This window comes from Streptococcus pseudopneumoniae ATCC BAA-960 = CCUG 49455 (assembly GCF_002087075.1).
GTDB lineage: Bacteria > Bacillota > Bacilli > Lactobacillales > Streptococcaceae > Streptococcus > Streptococcus pseudopneumoniae.
Genome location: NZ_MWSM01000015.1, coordinates 26111 through 48071 on the forward strand (window position 1 = coordinate 26111; position 21961 = coordinate 48071).

Sequence of the window (21961 nt, forward strand, 5' to 3'; positions counted from 1 at the left end):
ACCCCAAAAGAAAGAGCACATGCAAGATACATGTACTCTGGAATGCTTAGATAAATGCTAAAAAGCGGTCTATCCTAGCTCTGTCCTTTTACCTGAGAGTTTGAGCAGTTGCCTGCCTTGCCCCTTCGGTGCCTTTACGGTCTCTCCAGAGTTCCGTCCATTTACAGTCATGGAAAATCAAACGATTCCCCACTTCTATTAAACTTCATTCGGTGTTGGTATTTAATTGATTCTTATTTTACAAAAAATGTTGGCTTTTGTCAATGGATTTTGGGAAAATCTTATTTGACTCAGTATAAAAAGATTGAGCATTTCCATGTGCGTGAGGTGCTGTTAATTAAATCAATCTGTTTCACTCCTAGTCTACACGATATAAGAATTGTTCTGGTTTATTATGTACTGGAAATGAAGCGCGATAGAGAATTCTATCTTTACTAATATCCGAAGCGTCTGATATTAATCCATTGATGTCTCATCAGGTATTCTAACACCTGCTGGTATGAATTGAATAAAGACTCCAAAAGATGGACCTGAGTAGCGAGCTCGTAAAAAATCATTGACTATTTCTGATTCTGCAAGGTCAACCTTAAATTTCTCTGGCGCTATCAAGCCATCTTTACTAAAGACTAAATCTTCTCCTCCATGACCATTACTCCATTTTCCCTCAATACTAGAGAAATCTCCATTTTTTATGGCATTAATGTCCATTTTCCCAGAAGTATTTTGATTTGATGAAGATGCTGTTGCAGCAAATTTTTCTGTTACAGATTTCCAAGTCAGACTAGATAGATTCATTCGAGCACCAGGACTGACTTCATCCTCTGTCTTAGCTTCTTTAACCTTCTCTAGTTTGTCCCCACTACTATTCAATTTCCAAATGGTATGAATGGTCTGTGGATCTCCTGCGAACGGATTCCACTGGGTATAATGCTTCCCATCTTCTAGGAGATAGGCCTTAAAGCGTGTTCCAAGCATCTGCATTTTATTTTCAGCATTGGTGAGGCGAATAACTTTCTGATCTTTGAGTGTAAAAATATCTAAAATCTCACTACCATTTTTCGAAAAGACAATCAATTCATCAATGCCATTTTTATCCATATCAACCATTGCATAGGTGAAGGATTGACTGCGTTCTGCCATCCCTGCATAGATATTAGCAGTTAGATTGATGTTATCCTTAACCTCTGACTTATGGTCTAAAATAAATTCATAATCCTTCAAAATACTATTATAAGGACTGTAATCTACGGTTGATTTAGTTTTCTCTGTCCCTTTGTCTGCACTACTCCCGCTAGGAAGCTTATCTGAAACTGATTTCCAGCTTAAAGTCTCCAGAGAAATGGGAGAACCGACCCCAAGATCCGCTAGTTCTTGAGCTTCCTTAGCCTTTACCAAAGACTGCCCATCTTCACTAAATTGGTAGTGAGCATAGATGTGACTCGTTGCTGTACCAGCTCCACGATAGAGCAGAGAATTATCTGGCAAGATACCGACTGTCATTCTCTCACCAATCTGGTCTAAACGATTTTCTTGATTAGTCAAACGAATCACCTTTTCGTCTTTCAGCGTACGAATATCAAGTAAACTCTTTTCGCCACTCTTCATTTCAAGAGCAAGCAAGAGTTCATCGACTCCATCATTATTCAAATCCGTCTTGTGGTAAACCACATCTGTATAAAATCCTTGAGAAGATTTCACTTGACTAGCTAGGGGATTGACATCCATACCTTTCGGCAAGGTTCCTTTCGCTACTTTTTCATAGTCATCCAAAACTTTATTATAGTAACTGTAGTCTATTTCTGGACTTGCTACTTCCTCGGATGCTGGTTCCGCGCTTTTATTCCAAGGTAGATACTGACAACCTCCTAGAACTAATGTCAGTGAAAGTGTTGTGGCTAATAATAACTTTTTCATATTATTCCCTTATCTAAGTGAAAGGAATCAGCCTGTGCTAATTCCTTTCACTATTTTTATTCTATTTAACCCACTTACCTGAGCCATCTACTTTGTAGCCATCTGGAGTACGTTCGTTGACTGCCATCTTACCATTTGACTTGAGATAGTAGTCACCTACCCATGTGTTACGAGCATAGCTTCCTTCTGATGTTAGGTAATAGTAAGATTTGTAGCTACTATCATAGATCCACTCACTCTTAGCCATTTTACCATCTGATTTGAGGTAGTAGCTTCCAGCCCAAGCATTACGAGCGTAACTACCTTCTGATGTCAGGTAGTAATAAGACTTATAGTTACTATCATAAATCCACTCGCTCTTCGCCATGTAGCCACCTGACTTAAGGTAGTAATTGCCTGACCAAGCATTTTGAACAAAGTGACCTGAAGCATTTAAGTAGAAGTAAGAATTGTACTGAACATCAAAAATCCATTGATTGACTACTTTAACACCAGCTTGATAGTAAGAAGAACCTGACCAGCCAGTCTGACCTGAGGTAGAGTTAGTAGATTGTTTTGGAGTTTCAGTAGTTGTTGGTGTTGTAGATGATTGTGTTGAAGATACTAGACCAGCAAATTTACCGTCTTTAATACTAAAAATAGGAGATTCTCCTTTGTATTGATGACGAAGCTTAGTCTGAGAATCAATATAAAATTCACTTACATAGGCTTCATATTTGTATTCACCATCAGGAATCGATTCATATGAATAAGAGTCAATGCTGCTTTTTGTTAAATCATAGGATCTCAATCTAACACTTGCTCCGGTGTCATTATCCACAACCTCTTTTGTTTTAGCATTAACAAGCTTCGTTCTTACAATAATAGAATCTTGCTTACTATTCCAATTATTAACAAAATTAGGATTAACACTATCAATTGAAAAAGTGACAGAAACGCCACGATTTTTATCATAACCAACCAAACTTAGATTGACCTTGTGATCAACATTACCAACTGCAACAATGTCATCAGCATGCACTGTTTTTGCTGAAAAAGGTAGAACTCCCGCTGTGTCAATAGTTGACAATACTCCGACTGTTGAAAGTGCCAAAGCACATACTAATAATTTCTTTTTGTTCATGTTTTTAATTTCCTTTATTTTTTAGTCTTTATTTGTTTAAAGTGCAACATTTATCTATCCGACAAAACGATGATTCTTTACACGAAAGACAACAGATTGTCCATCATATACCTTACCATCTTGTCCTTTTCCTTTGATAACAAAGAGATAACTTCCATCTGGAGTTGCACTAAAGAAGTGACGAGTTTGAAAAACACGTAGACTTGGACTGTAAGTAGCAGTAAAATGAGCATCTGTAGAAACCTTACCTGTATTTACATCAATTAAGGCAAAATCATAGGCTACTTGATAAGATGAAGATGGAGTACTAGGTAGAGCAATATCGATATAGGTCATAGCATCATTGACATGGTAAAGGCTTATTCCTAATGATGTTGCTTGTGAACTGCTGGCTGTATGAGTTCCCTTAGAGCGGATCCACTTACCTGATCCATCAACTTGATAACCATCTGGTGTACGCTCATTCACTGCCATCTTACCATTTGACTTGAGATAGTAGTCACCTACCCATGTGTTACGAGCATAGCTTCCTTCTGATGTTAAGTAATAGTAAGAGCTGTAGTTACTGTCATAAATCCATTCACCTTTAGCCATCTTGCCGTTTGACTTGAGATAATAGTTACCCACCCAAGTATTACGGGCGTAACTTCCTTCCGACGTTAGGTAGTAATATGAACCATAATTCTTATCATAAATCCACTCGCTTTTAGCCATATATCCACCTGACTTGAGGTAGTAGTTTCCTACCCAAGCATTTTGAACATAATTAGCTGAAGCATCTAGGTAGAAGTAGGAATTATAGTTCTTATCAAAAATCCACTTACTGGTAACTTTGCTACCATTTTGGTAGTAGGACGAACCTGACCAGCCATCTTTTTGACTCGTTGTTGATTGGTTAAAAGTCTTTGGAGTTGAGGAAGCTGTTGTTTTACCAGTCAACTTCTTAACAGCCTCTTTAAACTCTTCTACAGTCCCCTTCCACTCTATGTAATTGGCACCAGACTTATTTTCAAGAGCTATATAATTTCGAGCAGTTTCTTCGAAATAAGATAATTCTGGAGTGGTTTTTGTAGCCCAAATAATGGGACGATTAGCAGTTCCCTTCCATCCTTTAAATACTTCTGAATCTTTTGGAACAAGAATATAATATTTAGCAGTTGGATTAAGCGTTTGTGTGTCAGCCTGCACTGTTTGCGCTGAAAAAGGTAGAACTCCTGCTGTGTCCACAAGAGAGACCAATCCAAATGTTGCAGCCGCTAGGCTAGTTACTAAAACTGTTTTTGACTTCATCATCAAAAATCTCCTTTAAAATTTTATTGTTTACGATTACAGTATAGCATGCTATTTACCTTATTTACGAAAAGCGTATCTATATTTACCTTTATTGAACAATTCCCCCCCCCCCGAAAAAGCGTAACTATATTTACTTTTTTCTAAAAATTCTCTTAAAAACTGGTAGAATTATGATAGAATGGAAAAAAGGACTTGAGGAGATTTAGGATGCAAGATGAAAGTGTTTATGGATTAGTCTATAAGGCCATCCGTGAGGAGAGAGGGTTTACACAGAAGGAAGCCGCTGGTACTACAGTGACCCCTCACTTTTTACGTCAGTTTGAGCAAGGGAAATCTCGAATAACCATTCAAAAATTTGAAGAGATTCTGTCTAATATTGGAATTGATAAGGAGACCTTTGATAGTCTCAAAACGCAGATGTTTCCAACTGAATTTCATAAATTACAGGCTCAAGTTGCTGATTTGGCCTATAAGCGTGAATTTAAAAAGATCCTTAGCTTGATTAATCAGCCTCTGGAAAATCCTGGAATCGCTGAACACTATGTGATCGCCAATCGTGTAGTCAATAAATTTGCTATCGCAAACATCATCGGCGATTCTTTTCTGACTCCAAAAGACTATCAAGAACTAGAATATATCAAGAACTATCTAAGTGAATTAGACGACTGGAACAAAATTGAGGTCAATATCTTTTCATCTATCCTGCCTCACTTTTCAATCGAATTTTTAGATTATAGACTCTACCACTTATTAGATACTCTAAAAAAACAGACTGAATACCATTCAATCCGTACTGCTGACTACTATATTGCCTGCTTAAGAACTGCTATCAAGCATTACTCTGTTAATGGCTACTATGACAAAGCTGAGAGCTTAGCTATGAAAACCTTGGAAGTGATTAATACTTTCCCTCTACTGAGCACCAAGATGACAGAGATGATTAGTCTTTCCATGGAACGGGCTAATAATTTTCTCAGAAAAGATGATGTCAGAGGTCTAGAGCTTGCTAAGCATATCTTTGCCAGTCTTGATAACTTTGAAAAGGTCTATCCAAATCAACTTCTGACTCGAATGAGAGAGGATTTCTTTGTTACTGTCACACAACTCAATCACACTGGACAACCTTTAGATGTCTAGGTTAGAAATCAAAAAGCTTGAGGAACAACATATTTCCTCAGGCTTTTCTTATCCTTTAAAAGTCACAATAGTTGCACCACTGCCTCCAGCATTTTGTGGGGCATAGCCGAAACTCTTGACATGTTTGTTTCTTTGCAAGTATTTGGTAACTCCTTCACGGATGACACCTGTTCCGATACCATGGATGATATCGACTTGGGCCATATTGTTAAGCAAGGCTTGGTCGATAAAGGCATCTAGCTCATTCATGGCTTCTTCATAGCGCTTGCCTCGAAGATCCAGTCTGGCTTGTGGGCCACGACCAGAAGTTCGTTTCACGACATTGACCTGTTTCTTCTTGACTGGTTTTTCTTGCTGGGCTTGAACAAGGTCAAACTCTTTCTCTTCCAAGGTCATCTTAATCAAGCCAACTTGGGCTTCCCAGCGGCCATCTTTGAGTTGACTGGTCAAGGTACCACGCTGACCATAACTGAGAACCACGATATCATCTCCCACCTTTGGAGCACGTTTTTTCTTGGCCTTTTGAAGAACCTTGTTTTTGGACAAATCTACTTTTTCAGGAGCCAATTTTTTCAATTTGGCCTTGGCTTCTATGATTTCGTGGGGTTTAAGTTGAGATTTGCTGTGGAGATTTTTAAGAATCTGGTCACTCTCACTTAGAGCCATGTCCACAATCTCAGCGGCCTGTTCACGCGCCTTATTAAGCTCGGTTTCCTTTTCACGATTGAGTTCGTTGTAAAGTTTTTTGAGAGCACGGTTCATCTTGAGATTTTCTTGCTCCACCTCACGGATATTGTCCAAGCGTTTGCGGCTCTCTAGCGTCTGCTCTTCCAGCTGCTCAATAATCCGATTGACATCATTGTCCTGATCGACCTGCTGGCTGGCATCCCCTACGATAACTTCAGATAGACCTAGACGTTTGGCAATTTCAAAGGCATTGCTTCGGCCAGGCACACCCTGCATAAAGCGATAGGTTGGGCGAAGAGTTGCAGTATCAAACTCCATGCTGGCATTTTGCACAAAGGCTGTCTCAATACCGTAGGCCTTGAGTTCTGGATAGTGGGTGGTCGCCATGGTCTTGACCTGACGCAGGCGAAGGTCCTCCAGAATAGCCATGGCAAGGGCTGCTCCCTCTTGGGGATCAGTACCAGCCCCCAACTCATCCAAAAGTAAGAGTGAATGTTGGTTAACCTTGCCAAGAATATCCACGATATTGGTCATGTGACTAGAGAAGGTAGACAAGCTCTGCTCAATAGACTGCTCATCTCCAATATCGGCAAAGATTTCTTCAAAAATACCAACACGACTTCCCTTGTCTGCTAAAATCGGCAAACCAGACTGAGCCATGACCTGCGTCAAGCCCAGAGTTTTAAGCATGATGGTCTTACCACCAGTATTGGGACCTGTAATAACAATGGCTGTTAAATCTTGACTAAAATGGACATCATTTGCGACGGCATTTTTGACCAGAGGATGGCAGACATGGAGCAGTTGAATCTCTTGATTTTCTGACAGCTGAGGAACGACCGCTTGTCTTTCTTGGATAAAGCGGACCTTGGCACGAATCAAGTCCAGATGACCGATAATCCAAGCATCATTGGCAATCTCAGCCGCATGAGGGCGAACACGCTCCGAGATTTCTTGGAGAATGCGAAGCATTTCATAACGCTCATCTGCTCGCAAACTGGCAATTTCTTCGCTCAGTTTGACCACCTCACGGGGTTCAATATAGACGGTATTTCCACTAGCAGAAATATCATGAACAACACCTGCAATCTTATTGCGGTAGGTGTTTTTGACTGGTAAAACCTGACGGCCGTTTCTGCTGGCAATAATCCCTTCTGTCAACATCTGCGCTTTTTGCTTGAGCAAATCCTGTAAAACATCGCGTACCTGACTCTCGCTATCATGGATTTTTCGACGGATGCGCGCCAATTCTTCACTGGCAAAATTTTCAATGAAACCTGCATCATTAAAAGCTTGGAGATTTCCTTGTAATTGCGGAAAATCATGTAATTTCTCAAACCAGAAGGCTAACTCTTCCAAGCTGACATTTTCCAGATTAGCATAAAAACTTTGCAGTTCTCGACTAGCAAGAAGCACGCGCTTCAAGAGGAGAAACTCCTCTATATTGAGGTCTGCCCCCATCTCCAACCGTTTGCAGACTCCTGCAATTTCCTTGGTTGCGAGAATGGTAAAATGCGGTTGCTCAACGAAAAGAGCCTGCATTTCCTTCATCTCAGCAAAAGCCTGTTTGATTTTATCCGCTTTGGCAGTCGGAGCTAGCTGTCTCAATTGCTCCAAGCCCTGCTCAGTCAACAAATGGGGTTCAAACAAGGCCTTGACCTTATTGAACTCTAATGTTTCTAATATTTTCTTGTTCATCTTTATTTCCTTGTCTTTGAATGTCTAGGTGTGGTAGCTTTTTACATTCTGATAGATTCGAGTCAAATCTGTAAACAAAGGGCTAGGAAAACTCCTGCCCTTTTTATCCGATTAAATTTGTCACCCAGATTTGTTTGAGCCAACTAGTTGTTACCGGTATGCTCTGGATGATGTGTTTTGCGACGATACTCTTTTCAAGAGGATTTTGTATAGCTGCCATGGGGATGGTCGCCAAGATGGTCAAGGCCATTTGCAAGACAAATAAGGTCACCAACATGGACAAGATACCTGCTGAAACTTGGAACAACTTACCACCCAATTTTTTACTAGGAATCAAGTGTAAGAGGAGACCAAGCAAACGACCGATGCTATAGACAATCCCAAATACAAGCAAGAAGCCGATCCCTGCATAAAAGACCTTATCCAACTGAAAGAGTTGATCCGATGGGAAAAAGAAAGTTCCCTGACCTTCCTGCGGATTTGCATAAGGGAGCAGCAAATGAAACTGCTCGCCAAGCCCCTTGTAAAACTGACCAGCCATAAAAGCAGATGCCAGTGCTGAAATCAGGTAATAAACCTGTAAGAGCAGGCCTCTCCGATAGCCGATATAAAATCCCCAAGCCAAGACCAATAGAAGAAGGAGTGAAATCATAAGGAGTCCTCAATCTTGCTCTGTTCTTGCTTGCAAGTCACAAGCTTGTGACGGAGTTCTTCTAGCTCTTGCTCCTTATCGTCAAATTCAATCTCACGGCTGAGCTGAGTTGATAAACAGTTGACTGCCAACAAAAGAGCGATGGTTTCATCGTCTGCACTAGGCATTTGTTCTTTAATTGCTTGGTATTTTTCTGTCGCAACCTTGGCGATTTCCTCCATAAAAAGGTTATCATGCTCGCTTGTCAAGGTTAATGATTTTTTCCCGAATGTAAATTTGAATCGATTTAGATTTGCCATAAAATTCACCTCACGATATTATACCAAAATTCGCTAATTTTGTCAGTTTTTACAAATTTGCCTGCTTTTATGGTACAATAGAAACTATGGCAAGTATAACACTCACACCAAGTGAAAAGAAGATTCAGGCTTTTCTTGAACACTATCAAACCAGTCTGGCTCCTAGTAAGAATCCCTATATCCGCTACTTTTTGAGACTGCCTCAGGCAACGGTTTCTATCTATACTTCTGGAAAGGTCTTGCTTCAGGGTGAAGGAGCTGAGAAATATGCTCGTTTCTTTGGCTATCAAGTTGTAGAGGAAACCAGCGGACAAAATCTTCCTTTGATTGGGACAGATGAGGTGGGAAATGGTTCCTACTTTGGTGGACTTGCAGTTGTGGCTTCCTTTGTCACACCTGACCAGCATGCTTTCTTGCGAAAACTCGGTGTGGGGGATTCTAAAACTCTGACCGACCAAAAGATTCGTCAGATTGCCCCTATCCTCAAGGACAAAATCCAGCACCAGGCACTGCTTCTCTCACCAAGCAAGTACAACGAGGTCATCGGAGACCGCTACAATGCTGTTTCGGTTAAGGTTGCCCTCCATAACCAGGCTATCTATCTCCTTCTTCAAAAAGGCGTTCAACCTGAGAAAATTGTGATTGATGCCTTTACCAGTGCTAAAAATTATGACAAGTACTTGGCACAAGAGGCCAATCGTTTCAGCAATCCTATCAGCTTAGAAGAAAAGGCTGAGGGCGAATACTTGGCTGTCGCAGTTTCTTCTATCATTGCGCGTGATCTCTTTCTGGAAAATCTAGAAAATCTAGGACGAGAACTGGGTTATCAACTTCCAAGTGGAGCTGGAACAGCTTCTGATAAGGTAGCTAGCCAGATTTTACAAGCCTATGGTATGCAGGGACTCAACTTCTGCGCCAAACTGCACTTTAAAAATACTGAAAAAGCGAAAAAACGCTTAGAAAGGTAAGTTATGAATTCATTTAAAAATTTCCTAAAAGAGTGGGGATTGTTCCTCCTGATTCTGTCATTACTAGCTTTGAGCCGTATCTTTTTTTGGAGTAATGTCCGCGTAGAAGGACATTCCATGGATCCGACCCTAGCGGACGGCGAAATTCTCTTTGTTGTCAAACACCTCCCTATTGACCGATTTGATATCGTGGTTGCCCATGAGGAAGATGGCAATAAGGACATCGTCAAGCGCGTGATTGGAATGCCTGGCGACACTATCCGTTACGAAAACGATAAACTTTACATCAATGATAAAGAGACGGACGAACCTTACCTAGCTGACTACATCAAACGTTTCAAGGATGACAAACTCCAAAGCACTTACTCAGGCAAGGGATTTGAAGGAAATAAAGGCACTTTCTTTAGAAGTATCGCTCAAAAAGCCCAAGCTTTCACAGTTGATGTCAACTATAACACCAACTTTAGCTTTACTGTTCCAGAAGGAGAATACCTTCTCCTCGGAGACGACCGCTTGGTTTCGAGCGACAGCCGCCACGTAGGTACTTTCAAAGCAAAAGATATCACAGGAGAAGCTAAATTCCGCTTCTGGCCAATCACCCGTATCGGAACATTTTAAGAAATCGAAGAGGCCGAGAATCACCAATCTCAGCCTCTTCTTCTATCGTGAGAAGATGATTATTTACTACTCAGTTTGATTAAGATAGAAACAAAGTTATACTCAATGAAAATCAAAGAGCAAACTAGGAAGCTAGCCGCAGGTTGCTCAAAACAGTGTTTTGAGGTTGCAGATGGAAGCTGACGTGGTTTGAAGAGATTTTCGAAGAGTATTAACTCTCACCTATTTATGCAAAGGAATCTTATGGAAGTTTATTTTTCAGGAACCATTGAACGGATTATTTTTGAAAATCCCAGCAATTTTTATCGTATCCTTCTCCTAGAAATCGACGATACAGACGCAGAAAGCTTTGATGATTTTGAAATCATTGTCACGGGCACCATGGCTGATGTGATTGAGGGAGAAGACTATACTTTTTGGGGACAAATTGTCCAGCACTCCAAGTATGGAGAACAACTGCAAATCAGCCGATATGAACGCGCAAAACCAACTAGCAAGGGCTTGGTCAAGTACTTTTCAAGTAGCCATTTCAAGGGAATTGGTCTCAAGACAGCTCAGAAAATAGTGGACACCTATGGCGACAATACCATTGACGAAATTTTGCAACACCCAGAAAAGCTAGAAGGCATCTCAGGACTCTCTGCCAAAAATCGCGAGGCTTTCGTCTCCACTCTTCGTCTCAACTACGGAACGGAGATGGTTTTGGCCAAACTGGCCAACTACGGCATTCCCAACAAACTAGCCTTCCAGATTCAAGATTTTTACAAGGAAGAAACCCTTGATGTGGTTGAAAATTATCCCTATCAACTGGTTGAGGATATTAAGGGTTTGGGATTTACCATTGCTGACCAACTAGCTGAAGAACTAGGCATCGAAAGTCAGGCTCCTGAACGCTTCCGTGCCGGTCTAGTTCATAGTCTTTTTCAGGCCTGTATGGAAACAGGGGACACCTATGTTGAAGCAAGGGATTTGCTGGAACAAACCCTTACTCTCCTTGAGTCTTCCCGTCCCGTGGAACTAGACCCCAGCCAAGTTGCCCAAGAGCTCTCCTACCTGATCGAAGAAGACAAGGTTCAGCAGATTGATACCAAGATCTTTGACAACAGCCTCTTTTTCGCTGAGGAAGGTATCCGCAGTCACTTGATTCGTATCCTTGAAAAAGGAAAACAGAAGAGCCAAGATTTAGAAACCATTCAAAAACATATCGCTACTGTCGAAGAAGATCTGGAGATTGAGTATGATAGCATTCAAAAACAAGCTATCTGTGATGCTATCCAGAATAAGGTCTTTATCCTGACAGGTGGACCTGGTACTGGTAAGACGACTGTTATCAATGGGATCATCGCTGTTTATGCCCTTTTAGAAGGACTTGACCTCAGGAAGAAAAGCAACCTACCTATTCTTCTTGCTGCTCCAACTGGACGAGCAGCTCGTCGCATGAATGAATTGACAGGCTTGCCAAGCGCGACTATACACCGTCACTTGGGAATGACAGGCGACGATGATACTAGTCATCTGGAAGATTATCTGGATGCTGACTTTATTATCGTGGATGAATTTTCCATGGTGGATACTTGGCTGGCCAATCAACTCTTCTCCAACATCTCTTCTAACAGTAAGATTCTCATCGTGGGAGATAGCGATCAGCTACCGTCTGTCAGCCCTGGACAAGTTCTAGCTGACCTCCTTCATATTCCTTTAATTCCTCAGACTCGCTTGGAAAAAATTTATCGGCAAAGCGAAGAATCAACCATCGTCACCCTAGCTAGTCAAATCCGACAGGGCATCTTGCCAGCCGATTTCACCCAGAAAAAAGCTGACCGTTCCTACTTTGAAATTGCTAGTGGCCATATTCCTGCTACGATTGAGAAAATCTTAGGCGCTGCCCTCAGAAGTGGCATTCCTGCCCGTGATATCCAAGTTCTGGCTCCCATGTACCGAGGGACGGCAGGGATTGATGCCATCAACCAACTCATGCAAGACCTCCTGAACCCACCACAAAAAGACCAACTCAGTTTTGAAGCTCCCCAGTGCCACTATCGTAAGGGAGATAAGGTCATTCACTTGGTCAACGATGCTGAAATCAATGTCTTTAATGGAGATTTAGGAGCCATCACAGACCTGATTCCTGGTAAATACACCGAGTCGAAACAAGACGAGATTGTTATTGATTTTGATGGCAATGAAGTCTCTTACCCACGTAACGAATGGTACAAGATTCGCCTGGCCTATGCCATGAGCATCCATAAATCACAGGGAAGTGAGTTCCCTGTTGTCATCCTACCGATCACCAGTGCTAGTAGGCGTATGCTGGAGCGCAATCTCATCTATACAGCCATTACACGCGCCAAAAGCAAGCTTATCTTACTAGGTGAATTGCAGGCCTTTGATTATGCTACCCAGCACATTGGAACTACCCGAAAAACCTATCTGATTGAACGCTTCAGTGATTTATTGGATAATGTTGAAGAAAAACAACAAGCGATTTCTGAAACAGCCACATCAAGTACCTCTGAACAATCCTACATCCTAACCGAAGAAAACTGGGACAGCATCCCCGCCATGATTGGGATTACAGACGCAGACCTCAAAGAGATTTTTGGAAAATAGTGCACAAGAAAACCCACCAATTCAGGTGGGCTTTTTATCTTTTAAGATTATTTTACTGTTGCTGTGCTTGTAATCAATTCAACAGCTTTTTTGATTGTGATATCGTGTTTCAACATATCAGCCGAAAGCAAGCTTTGTACTTGAGCAACTTCCATGTTGTAATCTGCTGCCAATTGCTCAACTTCTTTTTGGATTTCTTCTTCTGAAGCGTCAAACCCTTCAGCTTTGGCAACTGCTTCGATAACAAGGTTAGTCTTAGTACGTGACTCAGCTTCTCCCTCGTATTGTTTGTGAAGGTCTTCTTGAGTAGTTCCAGTGATTTGGAAGTACATGTCAGGGTTGATACCTTGACGTTGCAAGTTTCCAAGGAATTCGTTTACTGAGCGGTGAACTTCTTCGTGAATCATTTCTTCTGGAAGTTCTACGATTTCAGCGTTTTCTACAGCTTTATCGATTGCTGCACCTTCAACTGCATCTTTGTATGCTTCTTCTTTAGCAGCAGCCAATTCCTTGCGGTATTTTTCTTTCAATTCAGCAAGTGTTTCAACTTCTTCGTCAATGTCTTTTGCAAGCTCATCATCAAGAGCTGGAACTTCTTTAGCTTTTACTTCGTGGATAGTTGTTACGAATTTAGCTTCTTTACCTGCAAGGTCTTCTGCTTGGTAGTCTTCTGGGAATGTTACAACTACATCAACAGTTTCGCCAGCTGAGTGACCTACCAATTGGTCTTCAAAACCAGGGATGAATTGACCTGAACCAAGTCCAAGTGAGAAGTTTTCACCTTTTCCGCCATCAAATTCAACACCATCGATAGAACCAACGAAGTCAATAACAACAGTATCGCCGTTTTCAGCAGCAGCTTCTTTGATAACCAATTCAGCCAAGTTGTTGCGTTCGCGTTCAATACGCTCTTCAACGTCAGCGTCAGTTACTTCTTTTTCTAGATCAACTGATACTTCAAGGTTTTTGTAGTCACCCAATTTAACTTCAGGTTTTGTCACGACTTCAGCTGTGATAACCCAGTCTTGACCTTTTTCCATTGAAGTTACATCAATTTTTGGTTGAGCAACGACTTCAAGACCAGCTTCTTTTACAGCTGCTTCATAAGCATTTGGCAAAAGAGCGTTCATAACATCTTGGTAAAGTGACTCTTCACCAAATTTTTTGTCGAAGATAGGACGTGGAAGGTGACCTTTACGGAAACCTGGAACATTAAGAGATTTCTTAACTGAGTTGAAGACACGATCCAATTCTGGTTTGATTTGGTCTTGAGAGATAGTGAAAGTCAAGACACCACGGTTTGTTTCTTTGTTTTCAAATGATACAGACATTCTGTCATTTCTCCTTAAAATTTTTTAAATACAGTCTATTATAACATTTTCTATAAATAAAATCTAGAGTAATGCAGACAATTATAGACAACAAGCCTTTTTGCTAACTAATGAAAGTTCTATAATGAAGTTAGCCACCCAGCCCTCCTAAAAATTAGATGTTTTAACTAGCTGATAGCTAGCCCTCTATTTCATTTGATAAGAGGCTTGATGCTGTTAGGCTGACAAGCCAAGGCTAAGATTAGCCTTGGTTTAGCTGACAAAACTGCTTCAAGGGTTCCTCTTGTCAAATGAAAGCAAAATAATTGCCCTCAATCTCACCATTTTTTTTTGGGACATAATCACTTTCGATTGACAGTTTGTTCTACACTTTCAAGGATGGAATAGACATCAAAAAGAACCCTGCTTTTCTGAAAAAGAGGTCTTCTTGCTAAGTTTATACTCAATGAAAATCAAAGAGCAAACTAGGAAGCTAGCCACAGGTTGCTCAAAGCACCGCTTTGAGGTTGCAGATAAAACTGACACGGTTTAAAGAGATTTTCGAAGAGTATTAATTTACATAAATAGCCAGTGTTTGATAGGGTTTGAGTAGAATTTTCTCAGACACTTCTGCGTCTTCATAGTTTGAAATCAAAATTTGTCCATTTTGGTAGACTGCTGGCAAGTCGATTTCCACTTCTTTGGCATAAAAGTTATTGAGCACTAGTAACTTTTGATCCTCAAACTGGCGTTCAAAAGCATAGACTTGTTTGCTATCTTCAAAGGCTGGTTTGTAATTTCCTTCTGAAATGATTGGCATTTCCTTACGCAGTCGAATCAAGTCTTGATAGAAGGTGAAAATCGGACCCTGGATTTCATTTTCTACATTGATGTATTTATAGGATTTACCAGCTTTCAACCATGGAGTGCCTGTTGAAAATCCTGCATTTTCAGAAGTATCCCACTGCATGGGAATGCGTGAATTATCACGCGACTTAGCTTGAATAATCTGGAAGGCTTTTTCCTGACTCTTCCCTTCCTCTAAGAGCATCTGATAGGCATTGAGCGATTCGACATCCACATAATCAGCAATAGAATCATAGTCTGGGTCAATCATCCCGATTTCCTCGCCCATATAGATATAAGGTGTCCCACGTGACAGGTGAATGCTGGCTGCTAGCATAGTGGCTCCTTCCTTGCGGAAGTTTTGAATATCAACAAAACGGTTTAAAGCGCGTGGTTGGTCGTGATTGTTCCAGAAGAGAGCACTCCAACCGTCTTTATCACTCATTTCCTTACCCCAACTATGGTAAAGACTCTTCAAAATCAAAGGGAGCCAAGGTCCACTTTTGTCCATCCTTATAGTCCACCTTGAGGTGATGAAAATTAAAGGTCATGGATAATTCCTGACGATCAGGCGACGAATAGAGGACACAGTTGTCCATGGTGGTAGAAGACATTTCCCCAACTGTCATAAAGCTATCGTCTGCTCCAAAAGTGGCTTGATTCATCATACGCAAATAGTCATGAACGATAGGTTTGTCTGTATAAGCTGGCTTTCCTTCATTTTCAGGACAATCCACTAAGACTTCATCCTTGCCAATCAAATTGATCACATCAAATCGGAAACCTTTGACACCCTTGTCACGCCAGAAATTAACTACCTTGAAAAGCTCCTTACGGACATTGGGATTGCGCCAGTTAAGGTCAGCCTGGGTCTCATCAAAAAGATGAAGGTAGTATTTCCCTGTATTCCCAAAGGGCGCCCATGCAGAGCCACCAAACTTAGACTGCCAATCTGTTGGTTGGTCTTGGATGAAGAAAAAGTCTTGATAATACTTGTCCCCAGCTAAGGCTTTCTGAAACCATTCATGCTCTGTCGAACAATGATTGAGTACCATGTCCAGCATAAAGTCAATCTTGTGCTCTTGACCGACACGCACCATTTCCTCAAAATCAGCCATATCACCAAAAAGAGGATCTACTGCCATATAATCTGAAATATCGTAACCATTATCCCGTTGAGGGCTTGGATAGAATGGATTGAGCCAGACCATATCCACACCTAGTTTGGCTAAATAGGGAATTTTTTCAATAATTCCACGGAAGTCCCCAATACCATTGCCAGTGGTGTCTTTGTAAGATTTTGGATAGATTTGATAGACTACTTTTCCTTTATCAAGTGTCATCTGTTTCTCCTTTTCTGATAAAAGGGAGGAAGCAGTCTTCCGTCCCTATTTGTGCTATTTCAATTATACTCAATGAAAATCAAAGAACAAACTAGGAAGCTAGCCACAGGTTGCTCAAAACACTATTTTGAGGTTGCAGATAGAGCTGACGTAGTTTGAAGAGATTTTCGAAGAGTATTAGATTCGTGTAGCGACCATGAGAGATGCTCCAGCTTGGATCGTTGTCGGATAAGTTCCGGGAATAGTCGCTGTATAAGCATCTTGGTTGGTGATGATAACAGGAGTTTCTGTCACCAGACCTGCAGCCTTAATGACATCCATATCAAAACGAATCAGTTGCTGACCAACTGTGACATGGTCTCCTTGGGCTACAAGACTTTCAAATCCTTTGCCATCAAGACCTACTGTATCCATACCGATGTGGATGAGCAATTCCACCCCCTCGTCAGAGACAATACCAATGGCATGCTTGGTAGGAAAAAGAACCGTCACTGTCCCATTGACTGGAGAAGTCAACTCACCTTGGCTTGGTTCAATGACCAGACCTTGCCCCATGACACCTGAAGCAAAGACTGGATCCGTTGCTTGACTTAGTTCTTTCACTTGGCCAGTCAGCGGGCTAACAATTTCTACTGGAGTAAGTTCTACTGGTTCATGACTCACAAATTCTGCTTCTTCTTGAGCAACGAATTCTGCCTGCAAGTCCGTATCGTCCTCTGTTTTTGTAAAGAGACCAGCCTTACGGAAGAAGAAAGTCAAGAGCATTGGAACAAGAATAGCGACTAGCATAGTTCCTGCAAATGGCAACATGTATTGAGGTTGAATAGAGAGGATACCTGGCAAACCACCGATACCAATAGAAGCCGCAGTTACATTAAAAGTAACGGATAACATGCCTGCAAGAGCTGAACCAGTCATTCCAGCTACAAATGGATAGATGTATTTGACATTGACCCCAAAGAGGGCTGGTTCTGTAACACCGAGATAGGCTGAAATAGTGGCAGGAAGTGAAACCTGAGCCTCACGCTCATCATGACGGTGCATGAAATAATAGGCAAACACGGCTGAGCCTTGAGCAATATTAGAAAGAGCAATCATTGGCCATAGGGCAGTGCCACCAGCATCCGCAATCAATTGTGTATCAATGGCATTGGTCATATGGTGCAGACCTGTGATGACAAATGGAGCGTAGAGGGCACCAAAAATTGCACCGAAGAGCCATTTAACTGGACCAGTTAAACCTGCCAAGACAACTGATGAAAGTCCTTGTCCAATTGTCCAACCGATTGGTCCCAAAACAGTATGAGCTAAAATCAAGGCTGGAATCAATGACAAGAAAGGTACAAAAATCATAGAAATCACTTCTGGGATATGCTTGCGCCAGAAAATTTCAAGATAAGACAGACTCAAACCTGCAAGCAAGGCTGGGATAACTTGGGCTTGGTAACCGATACGATTAACAGTAAAATAGCCAAAATTCCAAACCCAGTTTGCCGCAATATCAGCTGCTGGCGTTGAAGCAACCGCATAGGCATTGAGCAACTGAGGCGATACCAAACAGATTCCGAGAACAATTCCCAAGATTTGGCTGGTTCCCATCTTACGAGAAACAGACCAGGTAATCCCCACTGGTAAGAACTGGAAGATAGCTTCACCCGGCAACCAGAGGAAGTGATTAACCCCTGCCCAAAACTGAGAAGTTTCTGTGATGGTCTTGCCATCCAACATAGACCAATGCACACCTTCCAAGACATTACGGAAACCGAGGATCAATCCACCAACAATCAAGGCTGGAATAATCGGAGTAAAGATTTCCGCCAGAGTGGTCATGACACGTTGGACCACATTTTGATTACTCTTAGCTACAGACTTGGCTGCTTCTTTGGAAACACCCTCAATACCCGAAACAGCTGTAAAATCATTATAAAAGATTGGCACGTCATTTCCAATGATTACCTGAAATTGACCTGCATTTGTAAAGGTTCCTTTAACAGCTGGAATTGACTCGATAGCCTTAACATTAGCCTTCTTATCATCTCCTAAAACAAACCGCATCCGTGTCGCACAGTGGGTTACGGCAGTCACATTTTCCTTGCCTCCAATTGCCTGAAGCAGATCCTTGGCTTCTTGTTCAAATTTTCCCATTTGATTCTCCTTATACTTGTCAAAGCAAGTTTGATTTGATAAGAATATTGTAAACGATACCAAACTTGTCTGCAACTTGTTTGATGTAAAAAGAGGATTTTTTGTCATTTTTCTAGCACTTGTATGGTAAAATAGATACAGGTGTTCATTGAACTAGACTAAAAACCTATTTAAGCAGGCAAACTGAAGAAATACCAACAATTATTTAAGCAAATCCAAGAAACCATTCAAAACGAGACTTACGCTGTCGGAGATTTCCTTCCTAGCGAGCACGACCTTATGGAGCAATATCAAGTGAGTCGTGATACCGTCCGAAAGGCCCTGTCTCTCCTCCAAGAGGAAGGATTGATCAAAAAGATAAGAGGGCAAGGTTCTCAAGTCGTCAAAGAAGAAACCGTCAATTTCCCTGTATCCAACCTAACCAGCTACCAAGAACTAGTTAAAGAACTTGGACTGCGCTCTAAAACCAACGTGGTCAGTCTGGACAAGATTATTATTGATAAAAAATCCTCACTGATAACCGGTTTCCCAGAGTTTCGGATGGTTTGGAAGGTGGTCCGCCAGCGTGTGGTGGATGATCTGGTATCCGTTCTGGATACAGACTATCTGGATATGGAACTCATCCCAAATCTCACTCGCCAAATTGCTGAGCAGTCTATCTATTCTTATATAGAAAATGGCCTCAAACTCCTTATTGATTATGCTCAGAAGGAAATCACCATTGACCACTCAAGCGACCGAGACAAGATTCTCATGGACATTGGCAAAGACCCTTATGTCGTTTCGATTAAATCAAAAGTCTATCTCCAAGACGGACGCCAATTTCAGTTTACCGAAAGTCGCCATAAGTTAGAGAAATTTAGATTTGTAGATTTTGCAAAGCGCAAGAAATAAAAGACTGAGACACCAGATCTCAGCCTTTTTCGGCTCTATAATATTTGTAGTGGGTACCCCCCTATAGATATTATGGAGCCTATTTTATTGTAGAAAAAAAGTCCCATAAGATCTATAATGAAAAGCGACAAAACAACTCATTAGAAAGAATCATATGGAACAATTACATTTTATCACAAAATTACTAGACATTAAAGACCCTAATATCCAGATTTTAGACATCATCAATAAGGATACACACAAGGAAATCATCGCCAAACTGGACTACGACGCCCCATCTTGCCCTGAGTGCGGAAACCAATTGAAGAAATATGACTTTCAAAAACCTTCTAAAATTCCTTATCTTGAAACGACTGGTATACCTACTAGAATTCTCCTTAGAAAGCGTCGATTCAAGTGCTATCACTGTTCAAAAATGATGATCGCTGAAACTTCTATCGTCAAGAAGAATCACCAAATCCCTCGTATCATCAACCAAAAGATTGCTCAAAAGTTAATTGAAAAGATTTCTATGACCGATATTGCCCATCAGCTTTCCATCTCAACTTCAACTGTCATTCGAAAGCTCAATGACTTCCACTTTGAGTGTAATTTTAGAAATCTGCCTAAGATTATGTCTTGGGACGTTGAAACAGTCCGGGGAGTGACTGTTTCAATCGGGAGATGGAGATGAGCTTTATTGCGCAAGATTTTGATAAGCTCAATATCATCACTGTTCTTGAAGGTAGAACACAAGCCGTCATTCGAGATCACTTTCTTAAATATGATAGGGTCGTCCGATGTCGAGTGAAAATTATTACTATGGATATGTTTAGTCCTTATTATGACTTAGCTAGGCAACTTTTTCCAAACGCTAAAATCGTTCTGGATCGCTTTCACATTGTGCAACATCTTAGCCGTGCTATGAGTCGTGTCCGTGTCCAAATTATGAATCAGTTTGAACGAAAATCCCATGAATACAAGGCTATTAAACGATACTGGAAACTCATTCAACAGGATAGTCGTAAACTCAGCGATAAACGTTTTTATCGCCCTACTTTTCGTATGCACTTAACGAATAAAGAGATTCTTGACAAGCTTTTGAGCTATTCAGAAGACTTGAAACACCACTACAATCTCTATCAGCTCTTACTTTTTCACTTCCAGAACAAGGAGCCTGACAAATTTTTCGGACTTATTGAGGACAATCTAAAGCAGGTTCATCCTCTTTTTCAGACTGTCTTTAAAACCTTTCTAAAGGATAAAGAAAAGATTGTCAATGCCCTTCAACTACACTATTCTAACGCCAAATTAGAAGCAACCAATAATCTCATTAAGCTTATCAAACGAAATGCCTTTGGATTTCGGAACTTTGAAAACTTCAAAAAACGGATTTTTATCGCTCTGAACATCAAAAAAGAAAGGACGAAATTTGTCCTTTCTCGAGCTTAGCTGACTTCAACCCACTACAGTTGACAAAGAGCCTAAAAATTGACATGGAAATTATAAAACCATTACTAGTTTAGTCCTTTTTGATAACGTGCCAATTCGGCTTGGTTCGCCCAAATATAGTGACCTGGACGGATTTCAACCATGGATGGTTTATCAGTCTCATAGTCGTGTTGACTTGGGTCGTAAACCTTCAAGACCTTCTTACGTTCCAAGATTGGGTCTGGAATTGGTACCGCTGAAAGCAAGGCTTGAGTATATGGGTGAATTGGATTGTTAAACAATTCTTCTGTCTCTGCAACCTCTACAATAACACCCTTGTAAATAACTGCGATACGATCTGAAATAAAACGAACAACCGACAAGTCATGGGCGATAAAGAGATAGGTCAAGCCAAGTTCTTTTTGGAATTTTTTGAGCAAGTTCAAGACTTGGGCTCGCACAGAAACGTCCAAGGCTGAAATTGGTTCATCCGCAATAACAAAGTCTGGTTGCATGACCAAGGCACGGGCAATACCGATACGTTGACGTTGACCACCTGAAAACTCATGAGGGTAACGAGTCAAATGCTCAGCAAGCAGACCCACTTCACGGATAATATTTTGAACTTTCTCTTCACGCTCTGCTTCATCCTTAAACAAATGGTGATTGTAAAGACCTTCAGAAATAATATAATCAACAGTCGCACGTTCATTCAAACTTGCCGCAGGGTCTTGGAAAATCATCTGGATACGACGAATCAATTCCGCAGCTTGTTCACGCGATTTCTTACCATTAATCTTTTGACCCTCAAAAATGATATCTCCATTACTTGTATCATTGAGACCGATGATAGCACGACCAATAGTTGTTTTCCCACTACCTGACTCACCAACAAGCGAGAACGTTTCTCCCTTGTTGATAAAGAAGTTAGCATTTTTAACCGCGACAAACTTCTTACTTCCTTCACCGAAGGAAATTTCTAAATCTTTAATTTCTACTAATTTTTCAGACATT

The 21961-nt window shown here is 41.1% G+C and carries 15 protein-coding genes, 1 pseudogene and 1 riboswitch; of the genes and pseudogenes, 6 read left to right on the forward strand and 10 right to left on the reverse strand.

The annotated features are described in order from the left end of the window. Positions 1-70: 70 nt before the first annotated feature. A riboswitch (glycine riboswitch) is annotated at positions 71-159 on the reverse strand. Between the two features lie 297 nt (positions 160-456). The 3 genes from B4W83_RS03925 to B4W83_RS03935 all read right to left on the reverse strand — a co-directional run bounded on the left by B4W83_RS03925 (position 457) and on the right by B4W83_RS03935 (position 4327). Next, entirely contained in the window at positions 457-1914 is a 1458-nt protein-coding gene (locus B4W83_RS03925; protein WP_007284891.1) for a DUF6287 domain-containing protein, read from the reverse strand. A gap of 61 nt (positions 1915-1975) precedes the next feature. Beyond that, positions 1976-3037 (reverse strand): hypothetical protein, encoded by a 1062-nt coding sequence (locus B4W83_RS03930; protein WP_001035286.1) that lies wholly within the window; start codon positions 3035-3037, stop codon positions 1976-1978. Positions 3038-3091: 54 nt separating this feature from the next. Then, the gene (locus B4W83_RS03935; RefSeq protein ID WP_025172093.1) at positions 3092-4327 is read right to left on the reverse strand and encodes an endo-beta-N-acetylglucosaminidase; all 1236 of its coding nucleotides are present in this window, start codon (positions 4325-4327) and stop codon (positions 3092-3094) included. Positions 4328-4537: 210 nt separating this feature from the next. Between B4W83_RS03935 and B4W83_RS03940 the strand changes: the two genes are divergently transcribed. Beyond that, a complete protein-coding gene (locus B4W83_RS03940; protein ID WP_001150390.1) occupies positions 4538-5467 on the forward strand; it encodes a helix-turn-helix domain-containing protein in 930 nt (309 codons plus the stop codon). 48 nt (positions 5468-5515) lie between these two features. On the opposite strand, the gene B4W83_RS03945 is transcribed toward B4W83_RS03940, so the two are convergent. The 3 genes from B4W83_RS03945 to zapA all read right to left on the reverse strand — a co-directional run bounded on the left by B4W83_RS03945 (position 5516) and on the right by zapA (position 8803). Next, entirely contained in the window at positions 5516-7852 is a 2337-nt protein-coding gene (locus B4W83_RS03945) for an endonuclease MutS2 (RefSeq protein WP_001035045.1), read from the reverse strand. A gap of 103 nt (positions 7853-7955) precedes the next feature. Further along, positions 7956-8504: a CvpA family protein gene (locus B4W83_RS03950; RefSeq protein WP_000624504.1), complete on the reverse strand. Its 549-nt coding sequence runs from the start codon at positions 8502-8504 to the stop codon at positions 7956-7958. Beyond that, a complete protein-coding gene (gene zapA, locus B4W83_RS03955; RefSeq protein WP_000002019.1) occupies positions 8501-8803 on the reverse strand; it encodes a cell division protein ZapA in 303 nt (100 codons plus the stop codon). Before zapA ends, B4W83_RS03950 begins: the two co-directional genes overlap by 4 nt. A gap of 86 nt (positions 8804-8889) precedes the next feature. Here zapA and rnhC point away from each other — a divergent pair, with 86 nt between their 5' ends. From rnhC to recD2, 3 genes are all read left to right on the forward strand, one after another. Beyond that, positions 8890-9771, forward strand: coding sequence for a ribonuclease HIII (gene rnhC / locus B4W83_RS03960; RefSeq protein WP_000146891.1), 882 nt, complete (start codon positions 8890-8892; stop codon positions 9769-9771). A 3-nt stretch (positions 9772-9774) separates the two neighbouring features. Beyond that, entirely contained in the window at positions 9775-10389 is a 615-nt protein-coding gene (gene lepB / locus B4W83_RS03965; protein ID WP_001083986.1) for a signal peptidase I, read from the forward strand. Positions 10390-10632: 243 nt separating this feature from the next. Continuing rightward, positions 10633-12999, forward strand: coding sequence for an SF1B family DNA helicase RecD2 (recD2, locus tag B4W83_RS03975; RefSeq protein WP_000454520.1), 2367 nt, complete (start codon positions 10633-10635; stop codon positions 12997-12999). Positions 13000-13046: 47 nt separating this feature from the next. Here the strand turns inward: recD2 and tig are convergent, their stop codons facing one another. The 3 genes and pseudogenes from tig to treP all read right to left on the reverse strand — a co-directional run bounded on the left by tig (position 13047) and on the right by treP (position 18643). Next, positions 13047-14330: a trigger factor gene (gene tig / locus B4W83_RS03980; RefSeq protein WP_000116484.1), complete on the reverse strand. Its 1284-nt coding sequence runs from the start codon at positions 14328-14330 to the stop codon at positions 13047-13049. A 550-nt stretch (positions 14331-14880) separates the two neighbouring features. Next, a pseudogene (gene treC, locus B4W83_RS03985) lies at positions 14881-16498 on the reverse strand (alpha,alpha-phosphotrehalase). A 177-nt stretch (positions 16499-16675) separates the two neighbouring features. Beyond that, positions 16676-18643, reverse strand: coding sequence for a PTS system trehalose-specific EIIBC component (gene treP, locus B4W83_RS03995; protein ID WP_000514338.1), 1968 nt, complete (start codon positions 18641-18643; stop codon positions 16676-16678). A 183-nt stretch (positions 18644-18826) separates the two neighbouring features. Here treP and treR point away from each other — a divergent pair, with 183 nt between their 5' ends. Then, positions 18827-19537, forward strand: a complete 711-nt coding sequence (gene treR / locus B4W83_RS04000; protein WP_000760673.1) for a trehalose operon repressor — start codon at positions 18827-18829, stop codon at positions 19535-19537. Between the two features lie 154 nt (positions 19538-19691). Further along, positions 19692-20968 (forward strand): ISL3 family transposase gene (locus B4W83_RS04005; protein ID WP_372236652.1). Its coding sequence is split into 2 segments (ribosomal slippage): positions 19692-20205 and positions 20205-20968, totalling 1278 coding nucleotides; the frame shifts between segments, so codons are not numbered across the junction. A 65-nt stretch (positions 20969-21033) separates the two neighbouring features. Here B4W83_RS04005 and B4W83_RS04010 read toward each other — a convergent pair. Further along, the gene (locus tag B4W83_RS04010; protein WP_001291299.1) at positions 21034-21960 is read right to left on the reverse strand and encodes an ATP-binding cassette domain-containing protein; all 927 of its coding nucleotides are present in this window, start codon (positions 21958-21960) and stop codon (positions 21034-21036) included. Between the last annotated feature and the right edge of the window lies 1 nt (position 21961).

Excerpts from the sequence above, each read along its gene's own strand:
- zapA (WP_000002019.1), bottom strand. The coding sequence starts at position 8,803 with ATGGCAAATCTAAATCGATTCAAATTTACATTCGGGAAAAAATCATTA.
- B4W83_RS03930 (WP_001035286.1), bottom strand. The coding sequence starts at position 3,037 with ATGAACAAAAAGAAATTATTAGTATGTGCTTTGGCACTTTCAACAGTC.
- B4W83_RS03945 (WP_001035045.1), bottom strand. The coding sequence starts at position 7,852 with ATGAACAAGAAAATATTAGAAACATTAGAGTTCAATAAGGTCAAGGCC.
- tig (WP_000116484.1), bottom strand. The coding sequence starts at position 14,330 with ATGTCTGTATCATTTGAAAACAAAGAAACAAACCGTGGTGTCTTGACT.
- B4W83_RS03950 (WP_000624504.1), bottom strand. The coding sequence starts at position 8,504 with ATGATTTCACTCCTTCTTCTATTGGTCTTGGCTTGGGGATTTTATATC.
- B4W83_RS03925 (WP_007284891.1), bottom strand. The coding sequence starts at position 1,914 with ATGAAAAAGTTATTATTAGCCACAACACTTTCACTGACATTAGTTCTA.
- B4W83_RS04010 (WP_001291299.1), bottom strand. The coding sequence starts at position 21,960 with ATGTCTGAAAAATTAGTAGAAATTAAAGATTTAGAAATTTCCTTCGGT.
- B4W83_RS03935 (WP_025172093.1), bottom strand. The coding sequence starts at position 4,327 with ATGAAGTCAAAAACAGTTTTAGTAACTAGCCTAGCGGCTGCAACATTT.
- treP (WP_000514338.1), bottom strand. The coding sequence starts at position 18,643 with ATGGGAAAATTTGAACAAGAAGCCAAGGATCTGCTTCAGGCAATTGGA.
- lepB (WP_001083986.1), top strand. The coding sequence starts at position 9,775 with ATGAATTCATTTAAAAATTTCCTAAAAGAGTGGGGATTGTTCCTCCTG.
- rnhC (WP_000146891.1), top strand. The coding sequence starts at position 8,890 with ATGGCAAGTATAACACTCACACCAAGTGAAAAGAAGATTCAGGCTTTT.
- recD2 (WP_000454520.1), top strand. The coding sequence starts at position 10,633 with ATGGAAGTTTATTTTTCAGGAACCATTGAACGGATTATTTTTGAAAAT.
- B4W83_RS03940 (WP_001150390.1), top strand. The coding sequence starts at position 4,538 with ATGCAAGATGAAAGTGTTTATGGATTAGTCTATAAGGCCATCCGTGAG.